Genomic DNA, 14,994 nt, shown 5'->3' with positions numbered 1-14,994 from the left:
GGCGGTCGAGGCGCCTTCGAGCTGGCCGGCGTCGACCTCGTGCTGGCGAACCCAGGTGTGCAGCGTCTGCGGTACGCAGCCGATCTTGCCGGCGATGGACTCGATGGCGGCCCACTGCGACGGGTGCTCAGCGCGGTGCTCCAGCACCATGCGCACGGCGCGCTCACGGACCTCAGGCGAAAACTTCGTGGACTTCCTCATAGCTCTATTCTCTTGAGTTGGAGCCTCCTCGAAACCCGGGGCGGTTCAATATCGGATAGGTGCCACGGCTTGAGCGCGTTAGACGCGGCACTTGATATGTCGCACAGCTAGGTGCTGATTTTTGGCTGCCTGACTCTCTATGGCCAGTTTCGCAGGTCACAGGCGCACACGCCGGCGAGGATGACGAGGCATGCGACGGCGCGCACTTGCGGCTGCTGTCTCTGTGGCGATCGGTCGCCGGCCCGCTCGGTATGGGCGAGCCTGTCAGACGGAGCCAAATTCGGCCGTTCGCGATCGAATGTTGTGGGCCGAGAGCGGGCGGCCTGTCGGAGTGCACAAGCTGAGCGGCAGGAATCGCTGCGACGCAGTCGCCCGAGCGAGACGGCATGCAGAAGTCTTGCGAAATGGCTGTATGAATGTACAGTATTTGCAGAGGGCCGCACGAGGCGCTGGGGCTGAGCTTTGCAGAGTTCGCGCAAGCGATAGACGAGCGATACCAGGCGGTGACTGCCGCCCGGGACGGGCTCTGAGCGTGAGGGTGCGTCGCGCTAAAAGGGCCCTTTGCGCGGCCTCGCGTTTCACAACAGCCTGGACCTAGCTAGGCCGCCCGCGGTTGGGGAGGCCGCGGATGGTGGCGTGGTAACGTGGAACGAGCTTGGAGTGGGTAGGACGGCCTGTTGGGGCTGTGGCTCCAACACGAGTTGCTGGTCGCCTTTGCCGGCGGCTCTATTGAAGCGGGCCAGAACACCGTGCTGAAGTTCCCGACAAACGCACTGCCGGCGCATATCGACGAGTTCCTCGTTTCATTGGAACAAGGAGGGGAGCAGCCTCTTTGGATGCCGGTGAAGCTTAGTCACGGTGGTGCACTCGGGGCAGCGCCCCAGGCAGTACAGGCTATTGCCACCTGGGCTCAGGGTCAGACCCACAGGGTCATCCATTTGGCGCGTCCCTACGGCACGTCGGTAGACACGCAGAATCGCTTCGCCAGAACCTTGCCTGGTATGACAGCCCTTTACTTTGCCGAAAGGGTGGAGTCTGGCCAGATTGCTCAAAGCCGCTTTGAGGCTCTGCAGGCTGTAGCGCCTATGGTGCAGGCGATGGACGGGGGTGACCTGCGCTCAACAGTTCGAGGTCAAGCTGTGGCGTTGGTCTGCTTCGCCGGCGCACGCAGCGAGTTTCTCAACACCCTCTATTCCAAGAGCGCGGCGGACTCGGTGCGAGGCATTTCCGATTTCCTAGAGCTCCTCAAGAACCTTCTTCAAACGATGGGCGGCGGGCTCGTCAACCAGCTGGACGCCGTTCAGCTGGGCCTGCTCAGCTCGCTCGTCTATCAACTGTTTTTAAACACGGACCAGCATGGCGCATACGACGTGTCGGGAAAGCGATACCAGGCAGGCGTTCGAGGGATCTCCGTCAAGCTGACCTCGGTGAACCACCCGAAGGAGTTAGTTGATCTTGCCGGTGACGATGTGCCGCTTAAGAGTTATCTCACAAAGTCCGCCGTGGTGGGGGGGCGGACCAGAGCTCAGCTGGGCCCGGAAGATGTGCCCAAAATCGCTGGCACGGCCAAGCCCATCCGCTTCATCGAGTTGAGCGTTTTTGACACCGGCCCAGGCATGGGGCTGAGATGGCTTTCGAGAAAGAGCGGTGCACGTAGCTACGCGGACTTCGCTGTGGGTGATGAGCTCGCCGCCGTACGCGAATGCTTCGAAAAACATGCCACTACCAAGTCGGTTCAAAGCGCTGGTGTAGGCCTGTCGACGGCGGTTAGCGCGATGGGAAAGCTCAATGCGTTCATGACCCTGCGGACTGGCCGCATGAGCCTGTACCAGGACTTTTCGACCGGAGTTGCTCAGTCGGACTTCGTGCCTAAGCCAAGGCGCCCCAAGGGCCAATCGGCACCTCTGATCGCCGGTACCGGCTATACCGTCTGCTTCAGGGTGAGTTGACGATGCTAGGCGCCAATGCATTTTTCGTCTTCCAGCACGCTCTGGAGAGAGACAACGCGTACTGTCCGCAGATGGCCGTCGTCTACAAGCCGCCGGGGCCTATGGTTGAGGGGGCTGTAGATGAACTGCTCTTATCACTGTCAAAGCGGCCGGTTCAGCCCGATGTCGTTGCAATAGTCCACGTAGATCAGTCGGATGAGCTAGAGCTTGCGCTGACAGGGGATAGCGCCAAGAACGAGTGGATGCGTTTCCGCGGGCGCGCAAGCCTGCTGACGGCGGCGTTCGACGTCAAGTCCGGAAGGCTGACTGTGCGGCGCCTGGAGACTGCCGACCGAAGCCTTGCTAAGGCATTTGCCGACCTGCTAAAGAGTCAGCTGCAAGACGTGCTCGCGACAGGGCTTGCGTCGCTGTTCAAGGCGGAGACGGTCGTGCTGTCAGCTCCGGCCGGATATGCGTATCAGAAGCCCTCCGGCAAGCGCGAAGAGTTTTTTCTGAAGCCGGACATTGCCTTGAGCAGCTCCGCAGCTGTCGGGTTCGTGGGCTTTGCCTTGTTGCGTAAGCTCGGGCCGAAGCGGCTGAATCTGACGACCGAGCTGCGCTACCTGTTCATCGACACCATGGCGATCGCGCCGGTGGCCTACGCATTGAAGGAGCTGATTTCGTTGGGGCGGGCTGTCCCAACGTACCTGACGGTCGAGAGCTTTCACTCCTATGGCGGCATCGCCAAGGTCGATCGTCCGCCACCGCGCTCTGCCATCTGCGTCATTTCAGCATCGACATCCATGTCGATGCACCAGCGCTGGGTACAGGAAAAGCGGGCGAACGCGGAGGACGTGGTGACGCTGCTTACGGCGCTGCCGGTCACCCAGTACGAAGACGGGGCCCTTTTTGCGATTGAGCGGCCAATGCGCACTCAGTCAAAGGGGCCGCCGCAGCTTTGCATTTTGATGGACGGCGAAAACTTCCTGCCTCAGCCGGAGCCCGCGAAGAAGATTCTTCTTTCAGAGGTTCACCACAAGACCGCTGAGACGGACATTCTTCGAGATTTGGCCGGTGCAGGGGTTTTCGACGCCTGGCGCCGTCCGCCGGTTCCATCCGCGCCGCCGCGGGCGCTCTACGTCGACGGACATGCCTTGGTCAAGGACCCAGACTTCCAGAACTGGCTGAGGAGTCAGCTGCGACTGCGTGTTCGTGCCGCAACTCGGGTCATCCTTCACCAGGACGATCCGGCGTCGCGTGAATTGGCGTTGCTGATCCAGAAGCTCTGCGCTGACCAGTTCCCGAAGCTCGAGCTGCGTGTCAACGCTGCTTCGGAAGTTGAATCTCTGGGGCTCGCAAAGACCGACGGCGTCTTAGTGTGCGCTGCCGTAGTAGGCAAGGGGTCGCAGCTGCTTGAGACGAGCCGAGCACTTAGAGACCTGCACGATGGGCCTCGTCTTTACGTCGTGGGAATCCAGGTCACCGAGACAAGAGAAGAGACCAAGACGCTCGGACCGAACCTTGAGCATGCCAAGCCGGTGAAGCATGAATTCACGGCTTACAAGAGGCTCGCGATCGGTCTGCAGTTGGGGCGGAGCTTCAGCGACGAAGCGCATACATATTACGATCCATCTTTCGATGCATCCCAGATTCCGGAGCCACTCAAGCGTCGCGCTGGGCTGCTTGGTCAGAATGAGCCTATAGAGGCAAGCGTTCTCCTGCCATGGGGCGACCAGGCCGCGAATGCTTTAGAACTCCGACCAGGCTACGCTTATTGGGCCGGAAAGCCCTACAAGGCAGGTGCTCATCAGGCAAGCGTGCTCGGCACTGTCGGCCTGCTGCTGCAGAGGGCGCGAGAGGACAAAGATGTCGATGCTGAGAAGCGGCTGAGCTCGTTGAGCTTTCGCCACGTGCTTCTCGACCCTGAGAACTTTGCGCGGTTCAACGACGGCGTGATCCAGGCGGCGTTGCTGCGCAATGCGTTCCCGTCCGAGCTCGACTACCGTATGGATAACGCGGCGAGTAGCCGGATGCGCGCCATCCTACTTCGCATGCTCAAGAGAATTCATGAGCCGGCCGGGGAGGGAGCTCTCGAGTTTCTGATGGCTATCGCGCTTCAACGTTTGCTGCTCGAAGAACAACACGAGAAGGAAGTCGTTGGCGCTGCACGGGCTTTGGCTTGCTCTGCGACTCTCAAAGAGGTCATAGCCTTTCTCCTTCGTCCATTGGACAGCACCGAAGCCAAGCCAGCACTGCCGTTCTAGGCGATTCGCACGCTGAGAATCAAGCGGCATCGGCAGTCGCCATGCTCGCACCGCGTTTGCAGGTGAGCGAGCCGCACGCGAAGCTAGTGCTGCCGCGCGGGCGCTGTATGTCAGTGCGGTTCTCGAATAGCCGGCGTCGATCGGTACTCGGTAGTGATAACTCCTGGTGCCAACGTTGACCTGAAACTAGCTCGTGGTCCGAGCGGACGCTACGTGACAGAACCGCAACCACAGTTCCCGTCGGTCGCTCATCAAAATTTGGGATGACGCGTTTGAGAGCGGGCACCACGATGCACGACCATGTTCTGCCTCCGCTCAATTGGCTTGATCTGCGCACTTGCCGTGGGAGGCTCGGTCTGGGCGCAAGCGATCGATGTCCAGGCTGTCCTGGATGCACAAAAGAAGGGCGCGGCTGCTGCCGGTGCAACCAAGCCTAAGGACTCCTTGCCGGCGAACGACTTAAAGCCCCCGTCCATAGCTGGATCTGCACCGACCGCAGGTACGTTTGTTCCGTCAGGGTGCCAGATGGAGACTTTGCTTCTTCGGACGGCAAAGGCCACTGCAGGTGCGGTGGACGACGTAGATCTGAGAGTGACCAAGACTGCCTTGGCTCCGCGGCAAGAGCTCACTTTGTCCATGAAGCTCGGAAGCGAGCTTGCGAAGTGCATCGGTGCAACCAGCGGTCCCGTCCTGTTCTTGGACCATCTTCCAATCCAAGGCCTTGCATCTACTGGACGCTTCATCGAGGGCGGACGCCTGCTCGTGCGATTCAGACTTGATCGGCCGGCATCTTCGATATCCAACTGGAACGAGTTGCTGCAACGAGCGTGGAGCGATGGCGCGGATCGGGCAGTTTGGGTTGGCTTTGGCGGAGGTGACGCCGAAGTGGCGGTGGCTCCTGAAAAGATTCCCTTACGCATCGGCGGAGGTAGCCCTGCGATCGGGTTCGGCGCGCTGATGCTTTGTTTGGTTTTGCTCGCGATAGTGTGGCGCTCATCAAGAGCTTTGGCTGACCGGAAGCGTGGCGAGCTCAGCTACAGCTTATCGAGGCTGGTGCTGGCGTGCTGGGTGCTGACGACTAGTGCAGCAATCATCCTGATGTTGTTTCACACCGGGGTTTTGCCGTCGGTCGCCGACGGCGGCCTTGCCTTCATGGTCGCGGCAACTGGTCTCGGCACAGGGGCTAGCGCGTTGATAGACCGGTTCAAAGAGGCTAGCAATCCAAACGCCTCTAGCTTTATCCGTGACTTCTTTGAGGATGGCGATGGTTTTGCCCTTCATCGAGTTCAGTCGGCCATCCTAAACGGCCTGGTGCTTTATGTCGTCTGGGCCGAGCTCATTACCTACGGTTCGGTGGCCAATATCGACAAGAGCTGGGCGGCGCTGGTGGGCGCCAGCACGGCGACGTACCTGCTTGGGAAGTCGGGCGAGAGTGTAAAGCCGACTGTCGAGCAAAAGATTTCTTAACCCCGGGGAGCGAACCGTGGCAATTCCAGTCATGACCTTGCATAGGAGCGGACCGACACCACAAGTGAGGGTGGTAATCGGGTTTACCAATCGCGCGTCGTACACCATAGCAATGGTGCCGCCAGACCTGAACTTCTCTAAGGCGATCGCTTTCGTGACGGCTGACGACCCTGACGAGGTCGACGATTTGCATCCATTGCCCGCGGAGTGGGTAGACCGAGACGGTTGGTTCGTGGTCGCCGTCGGGGGCATCGGCGCGTCCACAAACCCGGCCCAGTTTTCAGCAGATTCCTTCCTCATCCAAGGTGGTCAGGCGTCGCCAATGATTACCACTCTGAGCGAGGCGGCAGCGGCTGCTACGTTCGTCAGTTCCATCCAGATTCAGGTGCAGCCATGAGGCGCCTACTCATCGCCGCAATGGTCGGCCTGTTTGGCGCCACAGCTCTTGCAGCGGAAGGAGATGTGACCTTGGTCATTACGGGGCTCGCAAAGCCGCCAGAGGTAAAGAAGCTGCCGGACGGCAGTTTCCAAATCACCATTCCAGCTGCGAAGCTCAGCACGGCGAGCGCTGCAGGAGCCGCTGCCGATGCAGCGGCGAAGCCTGGGGGAACTAGCCCCAAGATCGCCGCAGCAGCTCCGGAAGGAAAGGCAAGCGAGGCTGATGGTGGTCAGCCGAATCCATTTCTTGCCCAACAAATCAAAGGTGTGCAGGACAAGCTCAACGAGAAGGGAGCTGCCGCGGTCGCGGACTACAAGAACTACTTGGTCGACATGTCAATTCCGACGACCCCGGCGTTTTCAGTCCTAGGCGCGACGCCGGAGACGATTCTGCAACCGAAGGCTCCTCGAGACTTGGCGGTTTCGCTTGTTCAAGGGCTGTCGGACAAGGAGAAGTTAGGGAAGGGCGTGGGCTTCGACATCGCGCCGTACATGCTGGCGTTTGGTGCTAAGACTACCCTCAAGACCTACAAGGAAAACCTCGACGTCCGCGTTCTTTCGAATGCGCAGCTCTCCTTCGGTGCGATCAAGCAAGACGTCACTGGTGGAGGCAACATCACGCGATTGTCGGGAGGTGCCTCGTTCATCTTCTTCGATGACGGGGACCCTCGGTTGTCTGAAGCGTTGAGCATCTGCTTCAACAAAGCCGTGAAGAACGAGCTCACCATCAACTCGGCCGATGGGGTTGCTTGGGTTCAAGAGACTTTGAACGAGCAGCAGAAGTCCGATAAGACGGCCGATGGAGAGGCCGCTGGCGGCTCTGTAGCGAAGAAGGTGGGTCCTAAGCCTGGGCCGCTGATGATTGCCGCCACCAGGCGGCTATCCGATGCGTACGACGACTGTCGTACGAAGTTCAAGACGGCGACCTGGAACAGCACTCGCTGGACCGCCGGCCTTGCGCAGGCAGTTCACAACCGAGGTGGCGGCACTCACAAGGGTGCAGCGGGACTGTGGACGACCTACAGCCTCAACCTAGATGGCGACGACATGGGAAAGGACTTGGCGGAGATGGCCAAGGAGAACCGGTCTCAGGCCCTCTTTCACTACAGGCGAACCAACCGGGAGGAGGTGGCGAGCACGACGGACGCACGCGGGTTTGAGCTTCGCCGCGGAGACCTTCTGGGCATTGGCTACAAGTACGGCTCCGACAAGCGAAACGTGAGCGCAGAGTTCAGCGTCCAGCATGCCAAGTTCGACACTGGCGGGTCCGAAACGTCCCGCAAGCTAGCGCTTGGCGGTGAACTCATGGTCAGCAAGGACCTATGGCTGGTTTTGACTATCGGCGGCCAGGGCGGACAAAAGAACGGGAACAACTCTCCGTTCGCGCTCGCAGGCCTGAAGTTCGGTTCTGCGTCGGAGTCCACAGGCGCTTTCGGAAAGTAGAGAAGTCTATGAACATGCTCAACGTAGTCATCGACATCTCGCACCATAACAAGGTGTCGAGCTTCGAAAAGGTCGCCAATGCCGGAGTTCTTGGGGTCATTCAGAAGGCGACTCAAGGCTTCTCGTTTAAGGACCCGACGTTTGCAGGCAATGCGAAGCGCGCGAAGAACGCCGGCCTGCTCTTTGGTGCCTATCATTTTGGAACCGCCGGGGACCCCGTCGCGCAAGCCGAGTTTTTCCTGTCGAACGTTGGCGACACGTCCTTGCTCGTCCTGGATTTCGAATCCAACCCTCAGGGGCACGACATGTCGCTGCTGGAGGCGGAGCAGTTCGTGCACCACATATTCACCCGCACCGGCCGCTATCCGGGCCTGTACTCCGGCCACACCATCAAGGAGGCTCTAACCGCAGCCGGCATCACCTCGCCGTCGCAAACGGAGCTATCGAATTGCTGGCTCTGGTTTGCTCGCTATGGTCAGCCACCGCTGATTCCAAAGGTTTGGAGTCGATGGACCATGTGGCAATACACCGATGGCGCAGCGGGAGACCTGCCGCACGATGTGCCCGGCATCGGCCGCTGCGATCGAGATTGGTTCAACGGAACAGAGGACGAGCTTCGCAAGCTTTGGGGAAACTCATAGCCCTCGGGAGACGACGATTAGTAGCCTCTAGGCCAAGCAGTCTGACTGGCCCCGGCCCCCCGACTTACACGCCGGGAGACCGCACAAGCACTGCTTGGTTCTCGTTCAAGCTTGAATCGGCGAGATCGTGCAGTAGACCGGCCCTGAACCTCCGCAAGGCGCAGCAACAGGAGCCGGCGCGTGATCCCATCCGACAAGGCACCCTCCAAGCTTTGTTCCAGAAGCTCCCAGAGCGCCGTGCGTCTCGGTAGCCAATACGTCGCCTCCAGCAACCCCCGCTCCGGGTGCCGCGGCTGTCCATGCGCCGTGATTCCAACCCGGCATGACATGCAGGTTCATACCCGCGGCGGTCGGGTGTTGCTTTCTTCCGTGCTTGTTCCCGGCGCCGAACGAATACAGAACTCGGCAGTAGCCGTTTGGCAGAGCCACCGGCGATGGGGCCGCCACCCCACTGGCTAAGTCGGCTCCGTGGTGAGGGACGACAAGCCCAACCGGCGGCTCAGGGTTGAGGTGCGGCACGAAGTACTTGTAGTCACAATCGCCTGTGAGCAGCCAGCTGCGAGGGGGGCCGAGCGAGGTGTCCTCAACCGCGACAGCGATGCCGGTGTTGTTCCTGTCGGTGCCTGAACCCAGCACGAAGCGTAGCTCTCTGGTGGCTCCAAGGCCCGCCGTGCCCACGGTCCCTGCCGAGGCGGTGTAGGTGGACATCGAGCCACCAGCGGCGATCACCTGATGAGCAAAGGCGACGTGTACTGGCCCGACGGTCTGCAGCGGCGCGTACCAGTCCTGTAAAAGTGCTGGGTACGGGTTCGAACCACCCGTCGAGCTCGCGAACGCTCCGGCCCAATGGTCGGCATCCCAGTGCGACAACACGATTGGAGGCGTGTAGGTGAAGCAGAACACGAGATTTGGTGGTGTGGTGTGCTGGTTCCGATAGACGCCAGCGCCGAGGTCGAAATAGAGCGTTGGCGCGGCTTGCCCCAGGTTCTCCTCGAGCAGAGCGTTGCTGTTTCCCTGACCTACGTCATAGACCGCCAGCAAGTCCGCCTTGGCGACGGAAAGCTTGCTTTCCAACTGAGGGGTGGAGATGCTCGGCAAGCTGAGAAGTGAAAAGATGCCCGACAGCGCCTTGCCCTGCTGAACTGAAGGCATCGTTCCCTTGAGGTAGGCGCTTCTGGCCTGGCCGAAGAGGGTCGGATAGACAGCTGCCGCACTTGCACCGTCAACCTGGTCAGCCCCCAGGTCGAAGGCGAACCAAGCATCTTCCAGAGCTCCGAGGCCGGTGTCCGAGCGTCCGGTGTCGACGAAGTCCGGTGTGCCATAGCCGAAGAGGTCCTGCCCGATGGGATGTTCGACCTCGATTCGGAATAGAGGGGCATCGTCAAAGAGGCTGACACCTTGGCCGGACAAGAGAGGCTTGATGGGTCTCGCTGCCTGCTCTGCTATGGCCGAATCAGGATGGTCCAGGTCGAACCGTGTATCCGTCATCGCGCGGGTGGCAAACCACCGCGCGTCCACCGCGTCGAACGCCAGCAGAACGGTCCACTCGCCAGGCGTTGGTAATTCCACGTGGTCTAGACGGGCATAAACCGCGGAAGGCACATCCCAATCGCTCGGATAGTCGCGCTGAAAGTGACGGTTCATAGAGGCCATGTAGAGCTGCTCAGGAGGCCGAAAGCATGCGCCTACGCTGTTGGTTTGTGAACAAGGACGCTAGTCAAGTTGGATGAGGTCCTTGGTAGGTGCCCAGACAACAACGCTGTAGATTTCGGCAAGGTCGAAAAGGGAGCAGGCCATGACAAACGCTGGCGCAGCTACGGCGGGGCCACCCGCCGTTCAAGTCAGGAGGCAAGCGTTCGTTGACGAGTGTGATCTCGTCATGAAAGGCGGCATCACGAGCGGTGTGGTCTATCCCCTAGCCATCGTGGAAATCGCGAAAGCCTTCCGCTTACGCAGCATTGGTGGAACCAGCGCGGGTGCGATTGCTGCCGCTGCAGCAGCGGCGGCAGAGGTAGGCCGACAGCGCCGCAAGGCCGGGCTGCTCAGCGAGGACCACAAGGACTTCGAGGAGTTGGCCGAGCTCCCGACACTTCTAGGAAGCCCAGCAAAGGGCGCGGCAAACAAGCTGGAGGCGTTCTTTCAGGCGAGCGCAGGCTTGGGCAGCGTGTTCTCGTTGGCGAAAGGTCTCTTGGGGAAGTCGGGCGCCAGGTTGGTCTGGAGCCTCTGGGGAGGTCTGCTGCTGAGGTTCTGGGTTGCTGCGATTGCAGGCGGTTTGCTGGGCAGCGTGGCGCTTTGGACGACTCCGTGGGAGATGAGGAACGTGCTTGCGCTTGGTTCGGCGGCGGCGCTTGGATTGATCTGTGCGACGACGTTCGCGCTCGGCCAGGTCGTCTTGACTCTAGTGCGCAGGCTGCCGCTCAACGGTTTCGGCATCTGCACCGGCATGCCCAATGGCAAGCAAACCAGAGGGGAGGCGCTAACCGTATGGCTGACCGAGTTCTATGACACGCTCAGCGGGGAGACGTCGATTTCAGGGTCGCGCCCGATGCCTCTGGACCGATGCAAGCCGCTAACGTTTGGTGATTTGGTGAAGTGCGGCGTGGACCTGCAGGTGATGACGACCTGCCTGACGATGGGTAGGCCCTTCAGGCTGCCTTTTCGCGATGACGAGGTGGTCAAGGAGAACCGTCAGTTCTACTTCCGGCGCGACGAGTTTGAGAAGCTTTTCCCGGCCGATCTTGTTCGTTGGATGTGCGCACACCAACGAGCCCTCGCAGCGGAGGAATTGACTCCCCGATTCGCTCAGGCTGACTTCGAGGGCTTTTGCCGCTTGCCAGAGCCTGCCGACCTTCCCGTCGTCGTCGCGGTGCGCATGAGCTTGAGCTTTCCCATTCTTCTAAGCGCCGTGCCGCTCTACTCGTTTGACTTCAGAGATGGCGCACCGCAAGGATGCCCGAAGCGGTGCTGGTTCACCGACGGTGGCGTCAGCTCGAACTTTCCTATCCACTTCTTTGACAGCCCAGTGCCTGCTCGACCAACGTTCGGCCTGGATCTGGGCACAGCTGAGGACGAATGTCAGCCGCGTGTTTACATGCCGACCAGCAACGGTGGTGGGATTCTGGTCAACCGACGAGAGATTGGTAATTCAGGATTTGGATCTATAGCTGGCTTCCTTGGTGCTTTACTCAACGTTGCCAAGGATTGGAACCACGAAGCCCTGTCGCATCTGCCTGGCTACCGCGACCGCATCGCCGTCATCCGACTGACAGCCAACGAGGGAGGGCTCAACCTCAACATGCCTCGTGAGCGGATAAAGCAGCTCGCAGACTACGGTAGGGATGCAGGCAGGGAGTTTGTTCGACGCTTTGGCAACCCTGCGCTGGTGGTTTCCGGGACACCTGAGCCGAAGATGAACTGGGACAACCATCAGCGCATCCGGCTGCGGTTGCTCATCGCATCAGTCTCTGAGACGCTGAATCACATGCTCTCCGCCCACGCAAAGATGAAGGCGGCCGGGATGGACTACGAGCGTTTCTTCAATTCGGGACCCGATGGCAAGGGAGCTTACGAATGGAAGGGGCGCAACCTCGTCGACCAGCGCGACGCCGCTGGACTGCCGGTCAGCCAGGCAGGTCTAGGCAAGCGCATCTACGAACGATTGCTCGATGTGGCGCGCGATGTTCGCAAGGCTACTGCCGCTCATCCTGCCTCGGATGGACCGACCTCTTCAGTCGATCCCATGCGAGGGTCACCCCGGCCGGTGCCCGAGGCCAAGCTGCGCCCGCGAATCTAGTTAAAGGTTCGACCAGTCGGCGTCTGCATCCTCCGGGTACAGGTGGTTCAGCGCGATGGAAGGCACAACCTTTGGGTCGTTGTAGAGATCCATGATGGTGGCCTCTGCAATCATTTTGCTCGTCTTGGTGAGTGCGTCTCCGCCTCCCTGGGGCCATGCCCGCCTGCCAGACGGCAGCTAGGTATCGCGTGCCGCGCGCCATGAAAGAAACCGTTCTGGTGCCGAAGTCTCCCCGCATGGCGGCTGATTTGTCCGCTCTTGGCTGGCCCTTCAGCGGAACCCATTTGTCGACGATTTCCCGAGGGGGAATCTCGCCCTGGCTGCGACCAATTCGATCAGGCGTCTCGCGGCGTCGGCACCGGACGTGATGGCCTTAATCTTTTCGCCGACATCAGACTTCTGACACTTGATCTCTGTCTCCAGCAGGTCGTTGAGACCTTCGTGCTGGTACCCGTAGGCGATCATTTCGTCTTCATAGCCGCTGTGCACGCCCCAGGGCATCTGAGGTGGGGCTCTGTCCTCAGAAAGAAAAACCCCGGCACATGGCCGGGGCGGCAAAGCCTCTTCGCTGTCATCGCGCCGAAGCTCCTGCTCAGGGAGGAAAAGCAGGGAGATTGCTCTCGGAGTCGATGGTACGCCTCCTCCTGACGAATAGCTTGCCGGTGCCCGTCCCGTGGCTCCGCCTGCACGCACCATGACGTCCACTTCAGCATGGTTTTCAGCCTTTCAGGCCTTCAGCTGAAGGTCTGCTGGTCTGGTGCTTCCTTTCAGACTTCACCGTACCTCTCGTGAGAACTGAGAAGTTCCACGTGGCGCTGATGCCGTGTTTCCGGTCAGGACCCAGCTGAGCAAGATGGAGATGTCCCATCGCCTGAGCTAAAACGATCTCCTTCATTGGAATAGGAAGGAGTGTTTCGATGGCTACGACGCTGACCCGCCAGGCGCTGCATGAACTCGTGTGGTCTCAGCCGCGCACGACCTTGGCCAAGCAGTTCGGCGTATCAGATGTCGCCATCGGGAAGCACTGCAAAAAAGCGCGGATTCCAGCGCCCCCGGCAGGGTACTGGGCAAGGGCGGCTGCAGGTGGCGAAGGTCGCCGTCTGCCGCTTCCGATGCGGTTGCCTGGCCAGGCCAACGCAGTGTTGATAGGAGAGGAGCGCTGGCGGTACGTTCACGCCGTACCAGTCGCTGGCGACCCGCTGCAACCGCCGGCGTTCTCCGAGGAGGTTGACCAGCAAGTGTCGTTTGCGCTCAAGCAGGTCGGCAAGGTAACAGCCTGCCGAGACCTGGAGACCTCGGACCCGGCATTGGGTCGCGTGCTGGCAGCCGAAGCTAGACGCAGGCTGAAGGCTGAAAGTGGTGGTTGGGAGAAGCCGCTTTTTGATACGCCAGCTTTTCAGCGGCAGCTGCGCATCTTCAACAGCTTGGCTAGGGCGCTGACACCGCTCTACGGTAAGCACGAAGTGCGGCCTGAGGAAGAGTGGATTCGCGGCGTCGGGACCGTGCACCGACTTGTCCTTCACCTTGATTTCGGGGCGGTCACGATGAACCTCAGGGTAGTGGAGCCGTCGTCTGAACTTCAAGGTCGCGAGCGCAGGAAGGTCATGGCGACCACGCTTACCGTCGGGAGCGTGAAATCTCCTGAAGGCGTTCAAGAGTGGATGGACGGCGCTGAAGGCCGGCTTGAAAAGCAGCTGCCGGCAATCGTCGAGGCCCTTTTGAAAAGGGCGGAGCTAACTTTTCGAGCGCACATGCAGCTCCTTTTCGAAGAGCGCCTGAAAGCGGCCACGCTGGAGCGAGCGGAAGAGGAGCGACGCGCACAGGCGAGGGAAGCTGCTCGCCTGGCGGCTATCGAGGCGCAGCGAGAGAAGGTGCGGCAGGAGATTGCTGAGGTCGCTCGGCGCCGCAGGGCTGCTGAAGACATCCGGGCCACCGTTGAGGCGCTTCGGGCTCACCCTGAAGCTCAAGCCGAGGGGCGCGCCCGATTTGACGCTTGGAGCGCCCATGCGCTGCTGGTCGCTGACCGCATGGACCCGATGTGCGCGCCCTTGTACGAAGTACTTGGGTCTTTCCACGGGCAGGATATCTGCTTGGACGGATAAATGCCCGTGGCAATACCTGAAGTCACTCACTACCGCTTCGATCATGCCTGTCATCACCCACACCTTCGACCTGAAATCAGCATCGGAAACGTTTCCCCTGGTGGCAGATATGCTGCCTTGGGTGCGCGAGAACATCTCGGCCCAACACGGTGCTGCGCACAAGGTGGCCAAAGAGGCCTGGCCCACCGCGCTAGGTGTCGACGCAGAGTTGTTGCTGCTGTTTCTCCCTGAAGAGCTTGAGCCAGAATTGAAAACGTTGGCTGGAGCCGAGCTCGATGTCTACAACCGCCATAGCGACGACTTGCTCGAGAACCGGACCGTACTTGCCCTCACGACAGCGGCCGCCGCGGTGGCGGTCGACGTTTGGGACACCAATTTTCCAAGACAAGGCCGTCGCTTCTTTGTCGCCCTCGTTGCGCGGAGCACCGTCATCGTCGCTCGTCATGAGATGAACGAGGACGTTGAGGATGAACCGCCCCGGCAATCGCGGAGGCCTATTGGTTTAAGTCAGACGGTCGCGGCCTGACCAGCGCGTTGTCGATGGTAGTTGGCCTCGAACTCGGCCGGCGGGATGTAGCCCAGCGGCTCCATCAATCGGTGGTGGTTGAACCAGGCCACCCATTCCAGCGTGGCCAGCTCCACCGCCTGCTTGGTCTTCCACGGCCCGCGCCGATGGATCACCTCGGCCTTGTAGAGGCCGTTGATGGTCTCGGCCAA

Annotated in this window: 13 protein-coding genes; 9 read left to right on the top strand and 4 right to left on the bottom strand. The window is 60.5% G+C overall.

Annotated elements, in window-relative coordinates; translation table 11 throughout:
• Positions 1–201 (bottom strand): transposase (locus AC1D29_RS29330; RefSeq protein ID WP_477903542.1); only part of this gene is annotated, 201 nt, incomplete at its 3' end.
• Between the two features lie 677 nt (positions 202–878).
• On the opposite strand from AC1D29_RS29330, the gene AC1D29_RS29325 reads away from it, so the two are divergent.
• From AC1D29_RS29325 to AC1D29_RS29300, 6 genes are all read left to right on the top strand, one after another.
• Positions 879–2,150 carry a hypothetical protein gene (locus AC1D29_RS29325; protein ID WP_477904264.1) on the top strand — a complete coding sequence of 424 codons (1,272 nt, stop codon included), beginning with the start codon at positions 879–881 and terminating at the stop codon, positions 2,148–2,150.
• 71 nt (positions 2,151–2,221) lie between these two features.
• A complete protein-coding gene (locus AC1D29_RS29320; protein WP_477904262.1) occupies positions 2,222–4,393 on the top strand; it encodes a hypothetical protein in 2,172 nt (723 codons plus the stop codon).
• Between the two features lie 591 nt (positions 4,394–4,984).
• A complete protein-coding gene (locus tag AC1D29_RS29315) occupies positions 4,985–5,860 on the top strand; it encodes a hypothetical protein (RefSeq protein ID WP_477904260.1) in 876 nt (291 codons plus the stop codon).
• A 112-nt stretch (positions 5,861–5,972) separates the two neighbouring features.
• Complete coding sequence (locus tag AC1D29_RS29310) at positions 5,973–6,257, top strand: hypothetical protein (protein ID WP_477904258.1); 285 nt, start codon at positions 5,973–5,975, stop codon at positions 6,255–6,257.
• On the top strand, positions 6,254–7,741 hold the full coding sequence (locus AC1D29_RS29305; protein WP_477904256.1) for a hypothetical protein: 1,488 nt from the start codon (positions 6,254–6,256) through the stop codon (positions 7,739–7,741). The genes AC1D29_RS29310 and AC1D29_RS29305 overlap by 4 nt, the downstream gene beginning before the upstream one ends.
• Positions 7,742–7,749: 8 nt before the next feature.
• Positions 7,750–8,382, top strand: coding sequence for a glycoside hydrolase family 25 protein (locus AC1D29_RS29300; protein ID WP_477904254.1), 633 nt, complete (start codon positions 7,750–7,752; stop codon positions 8,380–8,382).
• A gap of 105 nt (positions 8,383–8,487) precedes the next feature.
• Here AC1D29_RS29300 and AC1D29_RS29295 read toward each other — a convergent pair whose 3' ends face one another.
• Positions 8,488–10,026 carry a ComEC/Rec2 family competence protein gene (locus AC1D29_RS29295; protein WP_477904252.1) on the bottom strand — a complete coding sequence of 513 codons (1,539 nt, stop codon included), beginning with the start codon at positions 10,024–10,026 and terminating at the stop codon, positions 8,488–8,490.
• A 235-nt stretch (positions 10,027–10,261) separates the two neighbouring features.
• Between AC1D29_RS29295 and AC1D29_RS29290 the strand changes: the two genes are divergently transcribed.
• Complete coding sequence (locus AC1D29_RS29290) at positions 10,262–12,175, top strand: hypothetical protein (protein ID WP_477904250.1); 1,914 nt, start codon at positions 10,262–10,264, stop codon at positions 12,173–12,175.
• 270 nt (positions 12,176–12,445) lie between these two features.
• On the opposite strand, the gene AC1D29_RS29285 is transcribed toward AC1D29_RS29290, so the two are convergent.
• Positions 12,446–12,640, bottom strand: a complete 195-nt coding sequence (locus AC1D29_RS29285) for a hypothetical protein (RefSeq protein WP_477904248.1) — start codon at positions 12,638–12,640, stop codon at positions 12,446–12,448.
• Between the two features lie 452 nt (positions 12,641–13,092).
• Between AC1D29_RS29285 and AC1D29_RS29280 the strand changes: the two genes are divergently transcribed.
• Together AC1D29_RS29280 and AC1D29_RS29275 are read left to right on the top strand one after the other, a co-directional pair.
• Positions 13,093–14,277 carry a hypothetical protein gene (locus tag AC1D29_RS29280; protein ID WP_477904246.1) on the top strand — a complete coding sequence of 395 codons (1,185 nt, stop codon included), beginning with the start codon at positions 13,093–13,095 and terminating at the stop codon, positions 14,275–14,277.
• 43 nt (positions 14,278–14,320) lie between these two features.
• On the top strand, positions 14,321–14,803 hold the full coding sequence (locus AC1D29_RS29275) for a hypothetical protein (protein ID WP_477904244.1): 483 nt from the start codon (positions 14,321–14,323) through the stop codon (positions 14,801–14,803).
• On the opposite strand, the gene AC1D29_RS29270 is transcribed toward AC1D29_RS29275, so the two are convergent.
• Positions 14,785–14,994 (bottom strand): IS3 family transposase (locus tag AC1D29_RS29270; RefSeq protein ID WP_477902269.1); only part of this gene is annotated, 210 nt, incomplete at its 5' end. The two genes, AC1D29_RS29275 and AC1D29_RS29270, sit on opposite strands and share 19 nt — an antisense overlap.

Source organism: Roseateles sp. P1_C6, assembly GCF_056406315.1.
The sequence above is the reverse complement of the archived record's forward strand: the minus strand, read 5'-3'. Positions and strand labels throughout refer to the sequence as shown.